We start from the raw sequence: 19260 nt of genomic DNA, 5'->3' as shown, positions 1-19260 counted from the left end.
TCCAGCTGGACGGTGTTTTTTTTTACTCACGGGCTGACGGCAGAATTATTTCTTCTGGGCGCGCTCGAATGAGGAGATGATTTCGGCTTTCGCGGCTTCGGCGTTATCCCAGCCATCCACTTTCACCCATTTGCCTTTTTCCAGATCTTTGTAGTGCTCAAAGAAGTGGGTGATCTGGGCGCGCAGCAGCTCTGGCAGGTCGTTCACATCTTTAATGTGATCGTACTCTTTAGAGAGTTTGGTGTGCGGAACCGCAACCAGTTTGGCGTCTTCGCCAGACTCGTCGGTCATTTTCAGCACGCCAACCGGACGGCAGCGGATCACTGAGCCTGGCACCAGCGGATACGGGGTCGGAACCAGTACGTCAACCGGATCACCATCCAGAGAAAGGGTATGGTTGATGTAGCCGTAGTTGCACGGATAGAACATGGCGGTAGACATGAAACGGTCTACAAACAGGGCACCAGACTCTTTATCAACTTCATATTTGATCGGATCGGCATTCGCCGGGATCTCAATGACAACGTAGATATCTTCTGGCAGGTCTTTACCTGCTGGCACCTGGTTCAAACTCATCTGGCATTCCTTCAGTAGTCGTATGTTGAGTGTCGGCTATTATAGCCAACTGACTCTGAAAGTATGCCCTCTTTTTGGCGTTTCGGAATGCGCCCTAACGCTACTTCGCCGCCACAAACAGCGAAACAATCCCGGCGGCAATCAGTGGCCCTACCGGCACGCCACGGAAGAAGGCGACGCCAATCACCGTGCCAATCAGCAGGCCACCGATCACCGAGGGCTGCGCGCTCATAAAGTTCACGCCACGGCCGCCCAGCCAGGCGACAAAAATCCCCACCAGAATCGCCACAATCGACTTCCAGTTAGCAAAGGATTTCAGCAGCGTGGCGGCGGGCAGCGAACCGCTGGCCAGCGGAGCCATCACCGCCACGGTAAGAATGATAATGCCTAAGGTAATGCCCTGTTTTTCGACGTAGGGGAAGAACTGGGCCAGCGGCGTTATTTTGATCGCCAGCAGCACCAGTATGGAAATGGTGACGGCGTTGTTGTGAACGAAGTAACTCAGCACGGCAAGGCCGACCAGAATAAGGGTGGAGGCGTAAGCAGCCATGGTTTCTCCCTGAAGGTGAAGGAGCGCACTGACCGCAGCCAGCGCCCGATCCGTTTATTAATCAGCAGTCGTCGGGATTGGCGCAGCTGCCTTTACCCAGTGACTGCAACATCAGCGCCTGATTCCGCACCAGGCTGAGGCCCTGCACGCTCAGCGCCACGCTGCCGAGCGTGCCTTGCGTGGCGAGCTGGCTACGGCTCGCCGCCAGCCAGCTATCACGGTAGCTCAGCCAGGCGCGCTGGGCGTTGCGCAATTTGCTTTTAGCCTCACCGGTCAGGGTTTTCATCTGTTTTTCATACTGCCAGTTCATCTCCTGGTCCCAGGCCTGGTTCGCGGTGGCGTAGCACTGATTGATGGCGAGGGTGGTGGTGGCGTCGTTCAGGCAGTGATCGAGTGCGGCGTCGGCGGGCAGCGACCGCGCCACTGCCGTCGCGCTGCTGAACAGCAGCGTCAGAACTACGGCTGTTTTCATTCTCAGTCTCCGGGTAGCGGACAAGCGGTGATCAGCTTGATTGATGTTTCCGTGATGATCAAGCTGTTAACACTCAACCCAGGTTAAAGTTTCGGAGGGTTATGGCCGATACTTGTTCCGTTTCAGGGCCGCTGGACATTTCGCCTTTCCTCATACACGGAAACTATCAAGATGAAACAGTTATCACTTCGCACGGGGTTGCTGGCACTGCTGGCATTTATGACACTGCTGCTGTTGGCGGTGAGTTTTATGGGTATCGTGGCAATTAACAAAGGAAACCGCTCGCTGGATGTGATCAACCGCATTCAGGGGATCGAGCTAAACAGTCTCTATCAAAGCAATGCTGATTTAATGCGGGCACGCGCTAATGCGGCGCTGGCGGTGCGCAAAATTGAAATTGGCCTGCTGGAAGAGGGCGCTGCCGTAACAAAACTGGCGCAGGCTGACGTGGTGGCGTCGCAGCAAAGCCTTAAGCGCTTCGTTGACGCCGGTACGGTGACCGCGCACGGTAAAACGCTGGCGGATGCGGTGTCGGGCAGTTACAAAGCCTATCTCGATCAGGGCATCCAGCCGATGATGAGCGCGCTGGATAAGCAATATACCGATGAATATTACCAGCTGCTGGAAGGCAACCTGGCGACGCTGGCGGCCAGTTATAACAAAGCGGTGGAGGACTTTGGTCAGTTCGCCGGGCAGGTCACAGAGGCGCAACTGAAACAGGCGGCCTATAACGAAACCAAAATGAAAATTCTGATTGCGGTGGCGATGGTCTTAACCCTGCTGCTGCTGGTGCTCGCCTGGCAGCTGCTGCGGCGGATGCTGCTGCAACCCCTGAACCTGGCGATTCTGCATCTGGAGCAGGTCGCAGCGGGCGATCTGTCGCAGGCGCTGCCGCCCGCCAGCAACAATGAGCTGGGACGGCTTAATCATGCGCTGGCCGGGATGCAGCAGTCGCTGCGCGCGTCGGTAAGCCAGGTGCGTGAGGCGAGTCTGCAAATCGATATCGGTAGCCGCGAACTGGCTGCCGGTAACGTCAACCTGTCGCAGCGTACCGAAGAGTCCGCCGCTTCGCTGGAGCAGACCGCGGCCAGCATGGAGCAGCTCACCGCGACGGTCCGGCTCAACGCCAGCAATGCCCAGCAGGCGCATCAGCTGGCTAATGCGGTGTCAGATACTGCCGATCGTGGCGCGGAAGTGGTCTGCTACGTGATGGAGAAAATGCACGAGATTACCGACAGCGCCAATCGCATCGGCGACATTCTCAGCGTGATTGACGGCATCGCCTTCCAGACCAATATCCTGGCACTTAACGCGGCGGTGGAAGCGGCGCGGGCCGGAGAACAGGGACGCGGTTTTGCCGTGGTGGCGAACGAGGTGCGCACGCTGGCGCAGCGCAGTGCGAACGCCGCCAAAGAGATCCGTACGCTGATCGGGGATTCCCAGTCACGGGTCAAAGAGGGCAGTGAGATGGCGACGCGCGCCGGAGAGACGATGGATGAAATTTCCGGTGAGGTGATGCGCGTCACCGCCTTGATGAAAGAGATCTCAATGGCCTCTGACGAGCAGAGCCGGGGTATCGAACAGGTCAATCTGGCGGTCACCCAGATGGATGAGGCGGCGCAGCAGAACGCGGCGCTGGTGGAGCAGGCGACGGCGGCGACGCAGTCGCTGGAAGCGCAGTCGGGTCAGCTCCAGGCCACTATGGCGCAGTTCAGATTGCAGACCGCGTAATAACAATGGTGAGCACACTCTGGTGTGCTCATTTCGCCTTCTCTTATTCGCCTTTTAAGCTCCTCATTACTCTGCCTGCATGATTTCTATCATTTCCCGAATTGGTTAATATGGTTAAACGTCTGAAAGAATGGATATTCGGGAGTAAATTGTGGAAAATTTAGTGATTAGCAATATCGATAAACTCATTGCAGCTTTTGAAAGCAACCCTATCTATATAGGTGCTGCTATTGTCTTCATTGCTGTGGTAGGGTTTATCCGCTGGTTAACAAAAAATATTAAAGCTGAACATCTTTTCCAGCATACGATCAGTAATAAACTACGTTTCATAAAAAATGAGCTTAAGGATGGGGTGATTGGAGCGCATCAACAGAAGCAACTCGAAAAGTGCTATGAAAACCTGTTAAATCAGAAAATATATGGTGTCAAAAATAGTTTTATTCAGCGTGAAGTCATTAATATTATCGATAACTCAAGTCAGATAAAAAACTTCAAATACTTTTCAATCTATCAATATGTTCTGGATGTTGATAGCGATGGAAAATTGTTTTTCAGTGAGCATAAAATAAAAGTAAGGTTCGTTGAAGCTTTATTGCTGCTGGCTATCGGCCTGCTTATGCTATGCTTTGGGTTCTGGATTATATCTTTAGGTTTGATGTTTGGATTATTAATATGCCTTTTAGGGATGGTGTTTTATTTCGGTGGCTTAGGCCATTTTCCTGCCAGTCGCAGCATGCGCAAACAGGCTGAAAAAGAGATAGCCAATTATTACCAGCATAGTCATGTTTCTGAAATGCGATAATAACACATCAATAAAAAAGCCTGCTTTAAGCAGGCTTTTTATGTTTTAACTCTACCAGAACGTGATCAGCCCTGACGGCAATCCGGGAACTCAGCCAGGAAACGCTCAACGTCGTTTACCATCGCCTCATTACCGCAGTAGAACGGGCAGCGCTGATGCAGCGTGACCGGTGGGATGTCCAGAATACGCTTCTGACCATCGCTGGCTTTACCGCCCGCCTGCTCAGCCAGAAACGCCATCGGGTTGCACTCATACAGCAGACGCAGCTTACCCTGAGGATGGCTGGCGGTGCTTGGATAGAGGTAGATCCCGCCTTTCAGCAGGTTACGGTGGAAATCCGCCACCAGCGAACCGATGTAGCGTGAGGTATAAGGACGGTGGGTCGCCAGATCCTCTTCCTGACAGAACTTCAGATATTTCTTCACACCCTGCGGGAAACGAATATAGTTACCTTCGTTAATCGAGTAGGTGTAACCGGTCTGCGGGTAAGTCATACGCTCGTGGCTGAGGCAGAAAACACCCAGCGAAGGGTCGTAGGTAAACGCATGCACGCCTGCACCGGTGGTGTAGACCATCATGGTTGATGAACCGTAAACCACATAACCGGCAGCAACCTGTTTGTTACCCGGCTGCATAAAGTCCGCTTCAACCACCGGCGTACCCGGTTCACTGACGCGACGGTAGATGGAAAAAATGGTGCCGACAGAAACGTTAACGTCGATGTTAGAAGAGCCATCCAGTGGGTCCATTAACACCACGTACTTACCGTTTTCTTCACCTTCAAAGATGACAAACTCATCTTCTTCTTCAGACGCGATACCGGCGACGATGCCGCGCGCTTTCAGGGCCGCTTTCAGTTTCTCGTTGGCAAACAGATCCAGCTTCATCTGCTGCTCACCCTGAATATTCTCGACGCCGCTGGCACCCAGAATATCCACTAAACCGGCTTTGTTGATGTCGCGATGGATGATTTTGGCACCCAGCTTAATAGCGGAAATCAGCGCTGTCAGTTCACCTGTAGCGTGCGGAAAGTCGTGCTGCTTCTCGACGATAAATTCGCCCAACGTTTTCATAACACATTCCCTGCTTCTTCGATGGAGTGGCAGCACGCGTAACAGTCTGCCAACGGATGCGTACGCAGTTTAGCCGATTGAACTTCAAAAACCATAGTCCTAATCCGTTTCTTCCGTCTGCGAGCGGCGTTACACTGTGCGCCGAACTTTTGAGTAATGGATCATGTTATGCGCATTCACATCCTTGGGATTTGTGGCACTTTTATGGGCGGTCTGGCGATGCTGGCCCGTTCACTTGGTCATCAGGTGACCGGGTCAGATGCCAACGTTTACCCGCCAATGAGCACCCTGCTCGAACAGCAAGGCATTGAATTAACAGAAGGTTATGACGCCAGTCAGCTTGACCCGACCCCGGACCTGGTGATTATCGGCAATGCGATGACGCGCGGAAACCCTTGTGTGGAAGCGGTGCTGGAACGCAACATTCCTTACCTCTCCGGCCCGCAGTGGCTGCACGATTTCGTCCTGCGCGATCGCTGGGTGCTGGCGGTGGCGGGAACCCACGGCAAAACCACGACAGCCGGGATGGCAGCGTGGATTCTGGAGTCGTGCGGCCTTGAACCTGGCTTCATCATCGGTGGGGTGCCAGGAAACTTCGACGTCTCAGCAAAATTAGGAAAAAGTCCATTCTTCGTGATCGAGGCGGATGAGTACGACTGCGCCTTTTTCGATAAGCGTTCCAAATTCGTCCATTACTCGCCGCGTACCCTGATCCTCAACAACCTTGAGTTTGATCATGCCGATATTTTTGACGATCTGCGGGCGATCCAGAAGCAGTTCCATCATCTGGTGCGGATCGTGCCGGGCCAGGGCAAGATCCTGCTGCCGGAACATGATGCCAATCTCAAACAGGTGATGGCGATGGGCTGCTGGAGCGAGCAGGAGAGCGTCGGCGAGCATGGGCGCTGGCAGGCGAAGAAGCTGACCACCGACGCTTCCCACTGGGAAGTGTGGCTCGACGGCGAGAAAGTCGGCGAGGTGAACTGGGGGCTGGTCGGCGAACACAACATGCATAACGGGCTGATGGCGATTGCCGCCGCGCGTCATGTCGGGGTGAAGCCGGAAGACGCCGGCCAGGCGCTGAACAGCTTTATCAACGCCCGCCGGCGGCTGGAGCTGCGCGGTGAAGTAAACAGCATCAAAGTCTATGATGACTTCGCTCACCATCCCACGGCGATTCTGGCGACGCTGGCCGCGCTGCGCAGTAAAGTTGGCGGCCGGTCGCGCATTCTGGCGGTGCTGGAGCCGCGCTCCAACACCATGAAGATGGGCGTCAATAAAAACGATCTGGCTCCCTCGCTGGCGCGCGCCGATGAAGTCTTTCTGTTCCAGCCGCACCATATTCCGTGGCAGGTGTCAGACGTGGCCGAAGCCTGCATCCCACCCGCACACTGGAGTGCGGATATTGATGCGCTGGTCGAGATGGTGGCGAAAGCCGCTCAGCCTGGCGACTCAATTCTGGTGATGAGCAACGGCGGATTCGGCGGTATTCATCAGAGGCTGCTGGAGAGACTGGCATAACATCCATTCAGCGCCCGCGCCGGGCGCTGATTTTTCCAGATACGATTGCCGCGACGATTATTCCCGTCATTTATACCCCATATTTTTGAGTCTGATCTGCTGACTCTTCCTGCTGCTGCCATTTTTCTTCTTTTCCTGTCTAAAACAGAAAGGCTTAGCGCGCCACTTATTTCTAGCATCTGCACTGTTGCCATAAGCTGATAAAAAAGCAATGAGCCAGATTCTCTTAGCGCAACCGGTTACCGGCTGGTCCGGCGTGCACCTTTATTCTGGCAAGGATTTTTAAATATAAGTTAATTTTGGGTTAATGAATGCGCTGGGAGAAATTCATTGTCCCGCTTACCAAAAATAAGGATGTTGATATGGGAAAGAATAAGCCATTAACGTTAGTGCTGGGCGTAACGCTGTTAGCCAGTTCTGCCGCGGCGCTGGCGACCGCGACGGTGGATTACCGGCATGAGTACCGCCTGCGCGATCGCACCCACTATGACAAACTTGGGCTGAGCACCACCCTGCCGGATAATATGTTCTTAGGTGTGGAAACCAAATTTAAAACCGGCGGCGCAGATCCGAAAGATAAATTTTATAACGACACCGTCTTAAATGTCGTGGAAGTGACCTTTCTGAAATCGTACTACTGGGGAAACTGGACGCTCTCCCCCTTTATTCAGCCGGAGTTTAACTCCTCACGCACCGAATGGAAATTTGGTGTCGCGCCCTGGTATAAATTTAATGACAGCTGGTCGCTCGGCGGTCTTTACCGACTGGAACTCACCGATTACGCCCATGACGATAACTGCCGAACCGGTGGCATCGATTATTGCGATACCGATCGGCATCGCACCGCTAACCGTTTTGATCTCTACCTGCGTAATAAAAGCGATCGGCTGACCACCACCTATAAGCTGGTTTATAAACACGCGGATGCGAAGCTGTTTGCTAACAAACATGACGACTATGAGCAGGAGTTGCAGTTCGATTATGCGCTGGGCAACGATCGCGTCTGGGTGCCTTACGTCACCTTTGGCGATATTGGACGCTCCGCCACCTCAAGCGAACGCCAGCTGCGGTTGCGTACCGGCATTCTCTACATCTATAAGTAATCGTCCGGGAGGCGGGCGGGCTGCCCGCCAGGGTGTTACTTCGCTTCGGCCAGTTCGCGCAGATACTGGAAGATCTGACGGGCAGATTTCGGCGGCTTGCTGCCCGCTTTCTCTTTCTGCGCGTTGCGGATCATGCTGCGCAGCTGCTGGCGATCGGCATGGGGATAGAGCGCAATCACGTCACTCATGGCGTCATCACCCTGTTCGATCAGACGATCGCGCAGCATTTCCAGTTTATGGAACAGCGCAACCTGCTGGTTATGGCGATTCTTGAGCTTATCCAGCGCGGTGCGGATCGGTTCCACATCGGTGCTGCGCAGCAGTTTGCCAATCAGCTGCAACTGACGGCGGCGACCCTCTTTGGTGATGCGCTGCGCCAGTTCGATTTCGCTACGCAGACGCTCATCCAGCGGGATCTTATCCAGCGAGTTTTTACCCAGGTCAACCAGTTCGGCCCCCAGGCGTTTCAGCTCTTCCGCATCGCGTTTAATTTCACTCTTACTGACCCAGATAATCTCTTCATCTTCTTCTTTATCATTATCTGGCACATCGTCGAGCCACTCATCGGGCTTTCTGGTCATTTCCGGGCTCCTGAAAAAAGAGGCTAATCCTACCAGTTTATCGGGTGACTGCGAAATTGTTCTCTGACTCTGATAGACTCAAATCATTCACACATAAGATTAGACGGCAGGTCGATGAACGTATCTACTCAGGTTGCAGAACAGCGAAAAGTACTGGAGCAGGCCATCGCACAGGCGCTTGAACTGGCTAAAGCCAGTACGGACAGCGCGGAAGTGGCGGTCAGTAAAACCACCGGCATCGGTGTCAGCACCCGCTATGGCGAAGTGGAAAACGTCGAGTTCAACAGCGACGGTGCGCTGGGCATCACCGTTTATCATCAGAATCGTAAAGGCAGCGCCTCATCGACCGACCTCAGCCCGGAGGCGATCAAACGTACCGTGCAGGCGGCCATCGATATTGCGCGCTACACCTCGCCCGATCCCTTCGCTGGCCCGGCCGACGCGGAGCTGCTGGCCTATGACGCGCCGGACCTCGACCTCTACCATCCGTGGGAGATTGATGCTGACCGCGCCATTGAACTGGCGGCCCAGGCTGAGCAGGCGTCGCTGCGCGCCGACAAACGCATCACTAACACCGAAGGCGGCAGTTTCAACAGTCACGTTGGCATTAAGGTGTTCGGTAACAGTCACGGCATGCTTCAGAGCTACTGCTCCAGCCGCCACTCGCTCTCCAGCTGTGTGATTGCCGAGCAGGATGGCAATATGGAGCGGGACTACGCCTACACCATTGGCCGCGCGTTTGAAGATTTAAAAAGCCCGGAGTGGGTGGGCGCAGAGTGCGCGCGTCGCACGCTCTCCCGTCTGGCTCCGCGTAAACTTCCGACCATGAAAGCGCCGGTGATTTTCGCCTCTGAAGTGGCGACCGGTCTGTTTGGTCATCTGGTGGGGGCGATCAGCGGCAGCAGCGTTTACCGTAAATCGACCTTCCTGCTCGATTCAATGGGGCAGCAGATCCTGCCGGATTGGCTGACTATCCAGGAACAGCCGCATCTGCTGAAAGGCCTGGCCTCCACCCCGTTCGACAGCGAAGGGGTGCGCACCCAGGCGCGTGACATCATTAAAGATGGCGTGCTGCAAACCTGGCTGTTGACCAGCTACTCGGCCCGCAAGCTGGGCCTGACCAGCACCGGTCACGCCGGTGGCATTCATAACTGGCGCATCGCGGGTCAGGGCAACAGCTTTGACGACCTGCTGAAGCAGATGGGCACCGGGCTGGTGGTCACTGAACTGATGGGGCAGGGCGTCAGTGCCATTACCGGTGACTACTCGCGCGGCGCGGCCGGTTTCTGGGTAGAGAATGGCGTGATTCAGTACCCGGTCAGCGAAGTGACCATCGCCGGCAATCTCAAAGAGATGTGGCGCAATATGGTGACAATCGGTGACGATATTGAAACCCGCAGCAATATCCAGTGCGGCTCAGTGCTGCTGCCTGAGATGAAGATAGCGGGACAGTAAAAGATGAATTTCTGAAGCAGCCGGTTGGCTGCTTTTTTTCATCACAATAAAAAAAGGAAGTAATGATGCGTAAGCACGTAATTGCAATGTTATCGGCTTCTCTGTTGTTCTCCAGCGTCAGCCTCTATGCGGCCGATCTGGAGCAGGATATGGACACGCTGAATGCGAACCTGAAAATCGTCAAAAAAACTGACGATGCGCAGGAGATGCAGCAGGCGTTAACCAAAATGCGCGCCGCCGCGCAGGACGCGAAGCAGTCGACCCCGGATAAACTGGAAGGTCAGCCCGCTGACAGCGCGCAAATCAAAGACTACCACGCGGGTCTCGACTCGCTGATTGCCCAGATCGACGTGGTCAGCGAACTGGCGAAAGCCAACAACGTAGCGGGCGCAAAGCGCGAAGCCGCCCGGTTTGATGAGATCCGCAACAGCAACCATAAAAAATTCCGTTAATCAGACTGCCGGTCAGCCCGACCGGCGGTTTTTTATCATCACTTCTGCTTATTACCGCTTATTCCCCTTGTCGCACCTGCCGATCGCCGCTGCACAACATCACCATTACTGAGCGTTAACACCATCACCCCGTGCATTTTGCGACGCATGTCGCACTAAGCGTGCAGCCTGCGATCTGGCGCACACCCTTCACTTCGATTTCCACTTGCTGCTGGAAATGTTGCCTCTCCACAGGGGCGGCTATCGCGGGTAATTTATTTTCAACGCGAATTATCCGGTTTAACAGGAGTAGCAAGGTGAGCAACAACGGCGTCCCGGTGCACGAAGCGCCACCGGAGAAAGTGCAACAGCTGGCTGACAGGATAATGGCGCAAATCGCGTTGATCTATCAGCAGCACGGCATTCAGCCCAACGCGGTTCAGCAGCAGATGCTGCAATCCCATGTCGGGGCGATGGCCTCCCGCTCCCTGAGCGGGGAGCCGCTGCCGGAGGTGGAAGCGGAGCTGTTTGAAGATATTCCGGCAGACACGCTGCAACTGGCGCAGCAGGTGGTGGATCTGTTCGGCAACCTGCCACGCGAAGAGGCCTGGCTGCTGTCGGTACACATTGAAGTCGCCCGGGCAAACAACTAGAGAGGAACGCAACATGGTAACTGTAGTGATTGGCGATCGTTTAGGTAAAGGCCAGAAAGTGGCCGCGGGCATTGAAAAAGCGGGTGGCCGCGCCGTGGTGGTGCCCGGTGTCGCCGCCGACATGAAGCTGGGGGATGTGATGAAGGCGGAAAACGCCGATTTCGGCATCTCGTTCTGCGGCAGCGGTGGCGCAGGTGCCATTACCGCCCAGAACAAATATGGCTACAAAGCGAAACACGGAATGCGCTCTGTGGATGAAGGTGTCACCGCCATTAACGAAGGTGCCACGGTGCTGGGCTTCGGCTTTATGGATAAAGAAGAGTTAGGCGAGCGGCTGGTGCAGGCCTGGAACAAGAAGCACGGCAGCTGATTATGAAAGAACAATACGTTACCCAGGTGACGGTCGAGGGCAAAGGCGACACCAGGGCGAAAGCCTTTGCCGATGCCCTGAGTCGGGTGCAGAGCCAGGTTCTGCGCGCGACGCAAAAAATTCTGCTGCGCATTGAACCTCAGGATGTCCGGGTGCTGCGTGCGCAGGAGAGCGTCAGAACCGAGAAGTTTCTCTTCTTCTTTCTGGCGCGCCAACGGCGGACCTTCAGCGTCACGCTGGAGATCACCGTCAGCGTCACCGTTTTCGACACCGACCAGGTGACGTTTACGGCGACATCCTGAAACAAAACCTGTTCACCTCAGCCAGCCGTTTGCCCGACCCGCTGCTGACCGTCTGCCACTCCGCAGCGGCCAGGCGGTAGCCGGGCGGCCTCTGGGGCAAAACGGGTAAAAACGACAACAAGGTACAACAACATGTTTTTAATCATTTTGTTTAAGTCGTTGATCATCGGGGGACTGGTGGGGGTCGGCGTCGGCGCTGGCGCTGCGCGGATGTTTCACGCACCCACCACTCAGGGCATGGGCGCATTTCGTACGCTGGGCGAGCTGAACTCGTGCGAAGGCGATCCGGCCTCTCACTTCTCCTTTGGTCTTGGCTTCTTTTTCAACGCCTGGGCATCTTCAGTCGCGGCCGGTTCATTCACCCAGGATGTCGATCATCGCATCATTCCAAACTGGGGTGCCGCCGCACTGATGATAAAGAATCGTAACGTGGCAGAAACGCTGCACGACCCGAAAAAAATGGCTATCGCCTGCGGCATCATCGGCATGGTGGTGGTCGCCTTCCTCAACTCCACCGCCTCCGCCGTGCCTGCTGCGTTGCAGGTCACCGCGGTGAAAGTGCTGGTGCCTGCCGCCAACCTGCTGGTGAATACCGTGATGCCGGTGATCTTCTGGCTGGCGGCGATCGACGCGGGCCGCAAATCGGGCTTCTGGGCCACGATTTTCGGCGGCCTGGCGCAGCTGATTATGGGCAACGCCGTACCGGGTCTGGTGCTGGGTATTCTGATCGGCAAAGGGGTGGAAGAGAGCGGCTGGAATCGGGTCACCAAAGTGATGATGACCGCCATCGTGCTGCTGTTTGTGCTGAGCGGCTTCTTCCGCGGGTTCGACATGAAACTGTTGCAGTCCTTCCAGCTCGGCATTCCTGGCTGGCTCGACATGATCCACAACACCGTGAGCGGTAAATAGGAGGCGATGCTGATGAACGAAAATAAAGGCTTCTGGTACGCCGACTGGTCTTTCCCGATCTTTGTTGGCCTGCTCTCTGCCGGTGTCTTTGCCGGGACCCATATGTATTACCTCTATGGTATCGGCGCGTTTAACGAAGTGGCGTTTGTGTCGATGCTGCGCTCCGGCATGGAGACCGGCGTCTATGGCGCGGTCGCGGCATTCGGTGCCAGCTTCCTGTTCGCCCGCATTATTGAAGGCTCGCTGGTGGGCATTCTCGATATTGGCGGAGCGATTCAGACCGGCGTCGGGCTGGGTGTACCGGCCCTGCTGCTGGGCGCGGGCATCGTCTTTCCGGTGGCCAATTTCGCGGCTTCGCTGGCAACCGGTCTGGTGATTGGCGTGGCGATTGGCTACCTGATTATTCTGGCGCGTAAATTCACCATCAACCAGAGCGACTCCACCTACGGCGCGGATGTGATGATGGGCGCGGGCAACACCTCAGGCCGCTTCCTGGGGCCGCTGATCATCCTGTCCGCGATGGCGGCCTCGATTCCGATTGGTCTGGGTTCGCTGCTGGGCGCGCTGCTGTTCTACCTGTGGAACAAGCCGATTACCGGTGGTGCCATCCTCGGTGCCATGATCCTCGGGGCGATTTTCCCGGTTGCTCTCTGATGTCACCGGCAGCCCGGCAGCGGGCTGCCGTTAAGGAGAAATCATGTACGACCTGATTATTCGTGGGGCACGACTCAGCGATGAACGGCTGGTGGACATCGCGGTGCAGAATGGCCGGATTGCCGCCATCGGCAGCGTCGAGGGCCGTGCGCACGATGAGCGCGATCTGGCTGGCCGCTATTACCTCAGCGCGGGCTGGATCGACTCTCATGTTCACTGCTACCCCAAGTCACCGATTTATCACGATGAAGCGGACGCGATTGGTGTGGCGCATGGCGTCACCACCGTGGTCGATGCGGGCAGCACCGGTGCTGACCATATTGATGACTTCTATCAGCTGACACGCGCGGCGCAGACCCAGGTCTATGCGCTGATCAACATCGCCCGCACCGGCATCGTCACGCAGAATGAGCTGGCCGATATGACGCAGATCGATGGCGCGGCGGTGCAGCAGGCGGTGACGCGACTGCCCGATTTTATTGTCGGCCTCAAGGCGCGCATCAGCAGCAGCGTGGTGGGCGACAACGGCGTGCAGCCGCTGGTGAAAGCCAAAGCGATCCAGCAGCAGAGCGGGGGTCTGCCGCTGATGGTGCACATTGGCAATAATCCACCCAATCTTGAGCAGATCGCCGATTTACTCACTTCCGGCGACATCATTACCCACTGCTTTAACGGCAAACCCAACCGCATTCTGACGCCGCAGGGTGAGCTGAAAGCGGCGGTTAAGCAGGCGATGGCGCGCGGCGTAAAACTGGATGTGGGTCACGGCAGCGCCAGTTTCAGCTTTGATGTTGCGCGGGTGGCGATTGCGCAGGGCATTCTGCCCGACACCATCAGCTCCGATATTTACTGCCGCAATCGTCTGGCAGGACCGGTACACAACCTGGCGCACGTGATGTCGAAATTTTTCACGGTGGGGATGACCCTGCCGCAGGTGATCGACTGCGTGACGGTAAACGCCGCGGCCGCCCTGCGGCTGACGGGTAAGGGTGCACTGAAGGTGGGCTATGACGCCGATCTGACCATTTTCACCGTTAAACAGGAAACCCGGCCGTTCATCGATTCAGAAGGTGAGCAGATCGCGGGTGAGAAACATCTGGTCCCGCTGGCGGCGGTGGTCGCCGGTCAATGGATCACGACTGAAGAAGGAGTAGCGCATGACCTCGGTATATGAGAAGTATGGCCTGAAGCCGGTGATTAACGCCTCTGGCCGTATGACGATCCTCGGCGTCTCCACGCCGTCGAGTGAGGTGATCGATACGGTGAAATATGGCCTCGATCACTACTTTGAGATGAAAGATCTGGTGGATAAGACCGGGGCTTATATCGCCGGTCTGCTGAAGGTGGAGAACGCGCTGGTGGTCTCCTGCGCTTCGGCAGGCATCGCCCAGAGCGTGGCGGCGGTGATCGTCAAAGACAACGACTGGCTGGTGGATAACCTGCATGCCGCGCCGCTGACCGTGCCGCATCAGATCGTGGTGCCGAAAGGCCACAACGTTAACTATGGCGCGCCGGTCGGCAGCATGGTGGCGCTGGGTGGCGGGCAACTGGTAGAGGCGGGTTACAGCAACGAATGCTCACCGGCACAACTGGCGGCGGCGATCACCCCACAGACCGCGGCGATCCTCTACGTGAAGTCGCACCACTGCGTGCAGAAAAGTCACCTTGATGTGGCGCAGGCCGCGGCGGTGGCGCGCGAACATAACGTCCCGCTGATCGTCGACGCGGCAGCGGAAGAAGATCTGCAATGCTACTACCAGGCAGGAGCCGATCTGGTGATCTACAGCGGCGCAAAAGCGATTGAAGGGCCGACCAGCGGGCTGGTGATTGGCCGCCACCACTACGTTGAGTGGGTTAAACGGCAGACCAACGGCATTGGCCGCGCCATGAAAGTGGGCAAAGAGGGCATTCTGGGGCTGACCCAGGCGATTGAAAACTATCTGACGCAGCCAAAAATCAGCGGCGCGCAGATGGTGGAAAAAATGACGCCGTTTATTGAGCAGCTCAACACCTTGCCGGGCGTGACCGCTCGCGTGGTGTGGGATGGGGCAGGACGTGACATCGCCAGGGCGGAGATCGCCTTTGATGAAGCCGTGATCCGGCAGCGCACCGGCGATCTGGTGCAGGCGCTGAAAAACGGCGAGATCGCCATCTACTTCCGTGGCTATAAAGCCAACGAAGGGATTATTGAAGCGGATGTGCGCAGCGTCAGCGCCGAGCAGTTGCACACCATTTTTAGCCGCATCCAGGCGCTGTTAACCGGAGAAAAACAAGCATGACGCTGACACCCCATTTTTATCAGGATCGTCTCTGCCTGAACGTACTGGCGGGATCAAAAGAGAACGCGCGCGCCATCTGGCAGGCGGCGGAAGGGCATGTACTGGTTGGCGTGCTGTCGAAAAACTACACCAGCAATGAGGCTGCCATCGCCGATATGCGCGAGTATGCCGCGCTGATCGATAACGCGCTCTCGGTTGGACTGGGCGCGGGCGATCCTAATCAGTCGCAGATGGTGAGTGAGATTTCCGCGGTGCTGCAACCGCAACATGTGAACCAGGTCTTTACCGGCGTCGCCACCAGCCGTGCGCTGCTGGGCCAGTCGCAGACCGTGGTCAACGGGCTGATCTCGCCAACCGGCACGCCAGGCCAGGTAAAAATCTCGACCGGACCGCGCAGCGCGCAGCGTCGCGACGGAATAGTGCCCGTTGAAACGGCCATCGCGATGCTACAGGATATGGGCGGCAGCTCGGTGAAATATTTCCCGATGGGCGGTTTGCAGGCGGTGGATGAGTATCGTGCGGTCGCCGAAGCCTGTGCGAAACAGGATTTCTGGCTGGAGCCAACCGGCGGTATCGATCTGGCGAACTTCGGCGAGATCGTACGCATCGCGCTGGACGCGGGCGTCAGCAAAGTGATCCCGCACGTATATAGTTCGATCATCGACAAAGCCAGCGGTGAAACCCGGGTTGAAGATGTGCGGCAACTGCTGGCAATCTGTAAACAGCTGCTGGCCTAGGGATCGCGCCGATCGGCTCATCTGTCACCGGGTGGGCCGATCACACCACATGGACGTGGCATCACGATCCCCGTAGGCTGATGTTATGGTTCGGCTTTTTCTGTCTGCATACAGGTAACACTCGTGAGATTTCCCAATCAGCGCCTTGCGCAACTGTTTGATGCCCTGCAAAACGAAACGCTGCCTCAGGATGAACTGGCGCGGCGCTTTGCCGTCTCGACCCGCACCGTGCGCACCGATATTACCGCGCTGAACTCACTGCTGGCGGAGCATGGCGCGCAGTTTATCCTGAACCGTGGCGCGGGCTATCAGTTGAAGATTGAGGACGCTCAGCGCTTTCAGCATCTGCAACAGCACAGCGCGTCACCGCTACGGGTGCCGCGCACCTCGCCGGATCGCGTTCGCTACCTGCTGACCCGCTTTCTCACGGCGACCTACTCGCTGAAGCTGGAAGAGCTGGCGGAGGAGTGGTTTGTCAGCCGCGCCACCTTGCAGAATGATATGGCGGAGGTGCGCGAATGGCTGGGGCGCTATCACCTCACCATTGAGAGCAAGCCGCACTACGGCATGAAGCTGTTCGGCAGCGAGGTGGCGATTCGCACCTGCCTGACCGACCTGCTGTGGCAAATCGATCAGGCGCAGCCGGAGAGCCCGTTGCTCACCATCGAAGCGCTCGACAGCCACATCCTTGAAACGCTGCGTCCGCTGCTGCAAAACTGCTTTGCCCGGCACAACATCCGCATCAGCGATGAGGGCGAGCGCTATCTGCGGCTTTACTGCGCCGTGGCGGTGCGGCGCATCAGCGAAGGCTACCCGCTGAACGATCCCGGCGCGGAGGAGATTGGCGACGAGGTGTGCGAAGCGGCACGCCAGCTGATCAACCTGATGCGCCCGCTGGTCAGCAAACCGATCTCCCCGGCCGAAGAGAGCTGGCTGCGGGTCAATATCGCGGCGCGCCAGATTCAGGCGGTCGCCCCCAGCGCCATCAATGCCGATGACGCCGACGCGCTGGTGGATTACCTGCTCAGCTTTATCAACACCCACTACAACTTCAATCTGCAAAGCGATCAGCAGCTGCGTGCCGATCTGCTCACCCATATCAAAACCATGATTACCCGGGTGCGCTACCAGATCCATATCCCCAATCCGCTGCTGGATAACATCAAACAGCACTATCCGATGGCCTATGATGTGACGTTAGCGGCGGTCACCAGCTGGGGGAAATATACCCCTTACGTTATCAGCGAGAATGAGATTGGCTTTCTGGTGCTGCATATCGGCGTCGGGCTGGAGCGCCACTACGATGTGGGCTATCAGCGTCATCCGCAGGTGCTGCTGGTGTGTGACAGCGGTAACTCGACGCTGCGGATGATTGAGGCGATGCTGCTGCGCAAATATCCGCAGCTTCAGGTCACGGCGCGTTTATCACAGCGCGAATATGAGGCGCGCAGCCGGATTGATGAGGATTTTGTTATCTCCACCATCCGGCTCAGCGAAAAAGAGAAGCCGGTGGTGGTGATGTCACCGTTTCCCACCAGCTTTCAGCTGGAGCAGATTGGCAAGCTGGTGCTGGTCGATCGTACCCGCCCCTATATGTTGGCGAAATTTTTTGATGCTCAGCATTTCCATATCGTCGATCGGCCCATGACCCGGTCGGCGCTGTTCCGGCAGCTATGCGATCAGCTGGAGGCAGAAGGCTATGTCGACGCGACGTTCTATCCCTCAGTGGAGGAGCGCGAGGCGATTGTCAGCACCATGCTGGGGGAAGGCATTGCGCTGCCGCACTCGCTGGGGCTGCTGGCAAAGAAAACCGTGGTCTGTACCGTGCTGGCTCCCCACGGCATTCCCTGGGGCGACGATACCGCCTATGTCATCTTCCTGCTGGCGATCAGCAAAAGCGAATATGAAGAGGCGATGGCGATCTACGATCTGTTCGTCACCTTTCTGCGTGAACGGGCGATGACCCGCCTGCGGGAGAGCAGCGATTTCACCAGTTTTAAAGCGGTGGCGATGGAGTGCCTGAACCGGCTATAAGCGGTGGCAGGCGGCCGGTCGCCGCTGACCTGGCGGCGTTAGTTTTTCTTCGCCAGCAGACGCGGGATCTCGCGCAGGCACCAGGCTTTGGCTTCGCCCATGCTGTCGCGCCGCCACGCCATAATAATGTCCACCTCACGGGTATATTCCGGGCTGACCACCCGCAGGCGACCTTCGGCAATATCCTGCTCTACCAGCGAGTAGGGCATGGTTGCCACGCCCAGACCGGCCAGCAGCGCCCGGCGTTTATCATCCATGCTGCTGACGGTCAGGCGCTGTTGCTTATCCAGCAGCTGCACGGTGAGAACCGGCCGCTCACGCGCGGTATCCGCCACCGCAATGCCGCGATATTTCACCCGCGTCACTTCAGACTGTGGTTCAGGCTCGTTATGAATCGGATGGTCGGCGCTGGCGACATAGACGCTCATCATGGTGTAGAGCTTGCGGGTATTGATTTCAGTCGAGGCGCGGAAGTGCATATCCGGGGCAATCACAATATCGGCACGGCCCTGTTCCAGTCGCTCCCATGCACCGGCTAACACTTCCGTCACCAGCGAGAACTGGGTGTTGGCTTTGTCCGCCAGTCGGGTCACCAGCGGAAACAGTGCCTCAACCGGTACCAGCGCTTCGGTGACGATGGTCAGGTGAGTCTCCCAGCCGCGCGCCAGCGCTTCCGCGTCGGTAGTGAGCTTATCGGCCGCTTCCAGCAGCACCCGGCCGCGTTCCAGCAGCATGCGTCCCACGTTGGTAAATTTAGTGCGGTGGCCGGAGCGGTCGAACAGCACCACATCCAGCTCCTCTTCCAGCTTCTGCATGGTGTAGCTGAGTGCGGAGGGGACGCGGCCCAGTTCATCAGCCGCCGCGGCGAAACTGCCACGCCGGTCGATCGCATCCATAACACGTAAAGACTCAAGGGTTAACGCACGCTCTTTGGCCATCCTGGTTCTCTGTCAGGAAATTTGAACATGCCGGGCAGATTAACTGGCTAACAATCCGGCGTCCAGACTTTTACCATGGGGGCATACAG

21 protein-coding genes are annotated in these 19260 nt (G+C 56.8%); 15 read left to right on the top strand and 6 right to left on the bottom strand.

Annotation, left to right across the window (positions count from 1 at the left end; translation table 11 throughout):
• Positions 1 to 45: 45 nt before the first annotated feature.
• From ppa to ACCW71_RS17890, 3 genes are all read right to left on the bottom strand, one after another.
• Positions 46 to 576, bottom strand: a complete 531-nt coding sequence (ppa, locus tag ACCW71_RS17900; RefSeq protein WP_009087427.1) for an inorganic diphosphatase — start codon at positions 574 to 576, stop codon at positions 46 to 48.
• Positions 577 to 676: 100 nt separating this feature from the next.
• Positions 677 to 1126 (bottom strand): DUF441 domain-containing protein, encoded by a 450-nt coding sequence (locus tag ACCW71_RS17895; protein ID WP_436373695.1) that lies wholly within the window; start codon positions 1124 to 1126, stop codon positions 677 to 679.
• Positions 1127 to 1187: 61 nt separating this feature from the next.
• A complete protein-coding gene (locus ACCW71_RS17890) occupies positions 1188 to 1598 on the bottom strand; it encodes a lysozyme inhibitor LprI family protein (protein WP_436373693.1) in 411 nt (136 codons plus the stop codon).
• A gap of 171 nt (positions 1599 to 1769) precedes the next feature.
• On the opposite strand from ACCW71_RS17890, the gene ACCW71_RS17885 reads away from it, so the two are divergent.
• Both ACCW71_RS17885 and ACCW71_RS17880 read left to right on the top strand, forming a co-directional pair.
• Entirely contained in the window at positions 1770 to 3329 is a 1560-nt protein-coding gene (locus tag ACCW71_RS17885; RefSeq protein WP_436373691.1) for a methyl-accepting chemotaxis protein, read from the top strand.
• A 151-nt stretch (positions 3330 to 3480) separates the two neighbouring features.
• Positions 3481 to 4131 (top strand): hypothetical protein, encoded by a 651-nt coding sequence (locus ACCW71_RS17880; protein WP_436373689.1) that lies wholly within the window; start codon positions 3481 to 3483, stop codon positions 4129 to 4131.
• A gap of 65 nt (positions 4132 to 4196) precedes the next feature.
• On the opposite strand, the gene fbp is transcribed toward ACCW71_RS17880, so the two are convergent.
• Positions 4197 to 5204, bottom strand: a complete 1008-nt coding sequence (fbp, locus tag ACCW71_RS17875) for a class 1 fructose-bisphosphatase (protein ID WP_436373687.1) — start codon at positions 5202 to 5204, stop codon at positions 4197 to 4199.
• 168 nt (positions 5205 to 5372) lie between these two features.
• Between fbp and mpl the strand changes: the two genes are divergently transcribed.
• Positions 5373 to 6725, top strand: coding sequence for a UDP-N-acetylmuramate:L-alanyl-gamma-D-glutamyl-meso-diaminopimelate ligase (mpl, locus tag ACCW71_RS17870; RefSeq protein WP_436373686.1), 1353 nt, complete (start codon positions 5373 to 5375; stop codon positions 6723 to 6725).
• A 362-nt stretch (positions 6726 to 7087) separates the two neighbouring features.
• Positions 7088 to 7828 (top strand): oligogalacturonate-specific porin KdgM family protein, encoded by a 741-nt coding sequence (locus ACCW71_RS17865; protein ID WP_436373684.1) that lies wholly within the window; start codon positions 7088 to 7090, stop codon positions 7826 to 7828.
• Positions 7829 to 7863: 35 nt separating this feature from the next.
• Here the strand turns inward: ACCW71_RS17865 and yjgA are convergent, their stop codons facing one another.
• Entirely contained in the window at positions 7864 to 8409 is a 546-nt protein-coding gene (gene yjgA / locus ACCW71_RS17860; RefSeq protein ID WP_436373682.1) for a ribosome biogenesis factor YjgA, read from the bottom strand.
• Between the two features lie 114 nt (positions 8410 to 8523).
• On the opposite strand from yjgA, the gene pmbA reads away from it, so the two are divergent.
• The 11 genes from pmbA to ACCW71_RS17805 all read left to right on the top strand — a co-directional run bounded on the left by pmbA (position 8524) and on the right by ACCW71_RS17805 (position 18233).
• Complete coding sequence (pmbA, locus tag ACCW71_RS17855; RefSeq protein WP_436373680.1) at positions 8524 to 9864, top strand: metalloprotease PmbA; 1341 nt, start codon at positions 8524 to 8526, stop codon at positions 9862 to 9864.
• 65 nt (positions 9865 to 9929) lie between these two features.
• Positions 9930 to 10316, top strand: coding sequence for a cytochrome b562 (cybC, locus tag ACCW71_RS17850; protein WP_436373678.1), 387 nt, complete (start codon positions 9930 to 9932; stop codon positions 10314 to 10316).
• 296 nt (positions 10317 to 10612) lie between these two features.
• Positions 10613 to 10948, top strand: a complete 336-nt coding sequence (locus tag ACCW71_RS17845) for a glycine dehydrogenase (RefSeq protein WP_436373676.1) — start codon at positions 10613 to 10615, stop codon at positions 10946 to 10948.
• 13 nt (positions 10949 to 10961) lie between these two features.
• Positions 10962 to 11318, top strand: a complete 357-nt coding sequence (locus tag ACCW71_RS17840; RefSeq protein WP_010256477.1) for an SFCGS family glycine-rich protein — start codon at positions 10962 to 10964, stop codon at positions 11316 to 11318.
• A gap of 2 nt (positions 11319 to 11320) precedes the next feature.
• A complete protein-coding gene (locus tag ACCW71_RS17835; protein WP_436373674.1) occupies positions 11321 to 11620 on the top strand; it encodes a DUF4312 family protein in 300 nt (99 codons plus the stop codon).
• A 132-nt stretch (positions 11621 to 11752) separates the two neighbouring features.
• Positions 11753 to 12529: a DUF4311 domain-containing protein gene (locus ACCW71_RS17830; protein ID WP_436373672.1), complete on the top strand. Its 777-nt coding sequence runs from the start codon at positions 11753 to 11755 to the stop codon at positions 12527 to 12529.
• Between the two features lie 12 nt (positions 12530 to 12541).
• Positions 12542 to 13183: a DUF4310 family protein gene (locus ACCW71_RS17825; RefSeq protein WP_436373670.1), complete on the top strand. Its 642-nt coding sequence runs from the start codon at positions 12542 to 12544 to the stop codon at positions 13181 to 13183.
• Positions 13184 to 13226: 43 nt separating this feature from the next.
• On the top strand, positions 13227 to 14357 hold the full coding sequence (locus tag ACCW71_RS17820) for an amidohydrolase/deacetylase family metallohydrolase (RefSeq protein ID WP_436373668.1): 1131 nt from the start codon (positions 13227 to 13229) through the stop codon (positions 14355 to 14357).
• Positions 14341 to 15462 carry a DgaE family pyridoxal phosphate-dependent ammonia lyase gene (locus ACCW71_RS17815; protein WP_436373666.1) on the top strand — a complete coding sequence of 374 codons (1122 nt, stop codon included), beginning with the start codon at positions 14341 to 14343 and terminating at the stop codon, positions 15460 to 15462. The genes ACCW71_RS17820 and ACCW71_RS17815 overlap by 17 nt, the downstream gene beginning before the upstream one ends.
• Complete coding sequence (gene dagF / locus ACCW71_RS17810; protein ID WP_436373664.1) at positions 15459 to 16199, top strand: 2-dehydro-3-deoxy-phosphogluconate aldolase; 741 nt, start codon at positions 15459 to 15461, stop codon at positions 16197 to 16199. The genes ACCW71_RS17815 and dagF overlap by 4 nt, the downstream gene beginning before the upstream one ends.
• A gap of 123 nt (positions 16200 to 16322) precedes the next feature.
• Positions 16323 to 18233 carry a BglG family transcription antiterminator gene (locus ACCW71_RS17805; RefSeq protein ID WP_436373662.1) on the top strand — a complete coding sequence of 637 codons (1911 nt, stop codon included), beginning with the start codon at positions 16323 to 16325 and terminating at the stop codon, positions 18231 to 18233.
• Between the two features lie 38 nt (positions 18234 to 18271).
• On the opposite strand, the gene ACCW71_RS17800 is transcribed toward ACCW71_RS17805, so the two are convergent.
• Positions 18272 to 19171, bottom strand: coding sequence for a LysR family transcriptional regulator (locus ACCW71_RS17800; protein WP_436373660.1), 900 nt, complete (start codon positions 19169 to 19171; stop codon positions 18272 to 18274).
• Positions 19172 to 19260 lie beyond the last annotated feature (89 nt).

This window comes from Pantoea sp. C2G6, assembly GCF_051336815.1.
GTDB lineage: Bacteria > Pseudomonadota > Gammaproteobacteria > Enterobacterales > Enterobacteriaceae > Pantoea.
The sequence above is the reverse complement of the archived record's forward strand: the minus strand, read 5'-3'. Positions and strand labels throughout refer to the sequence as shown.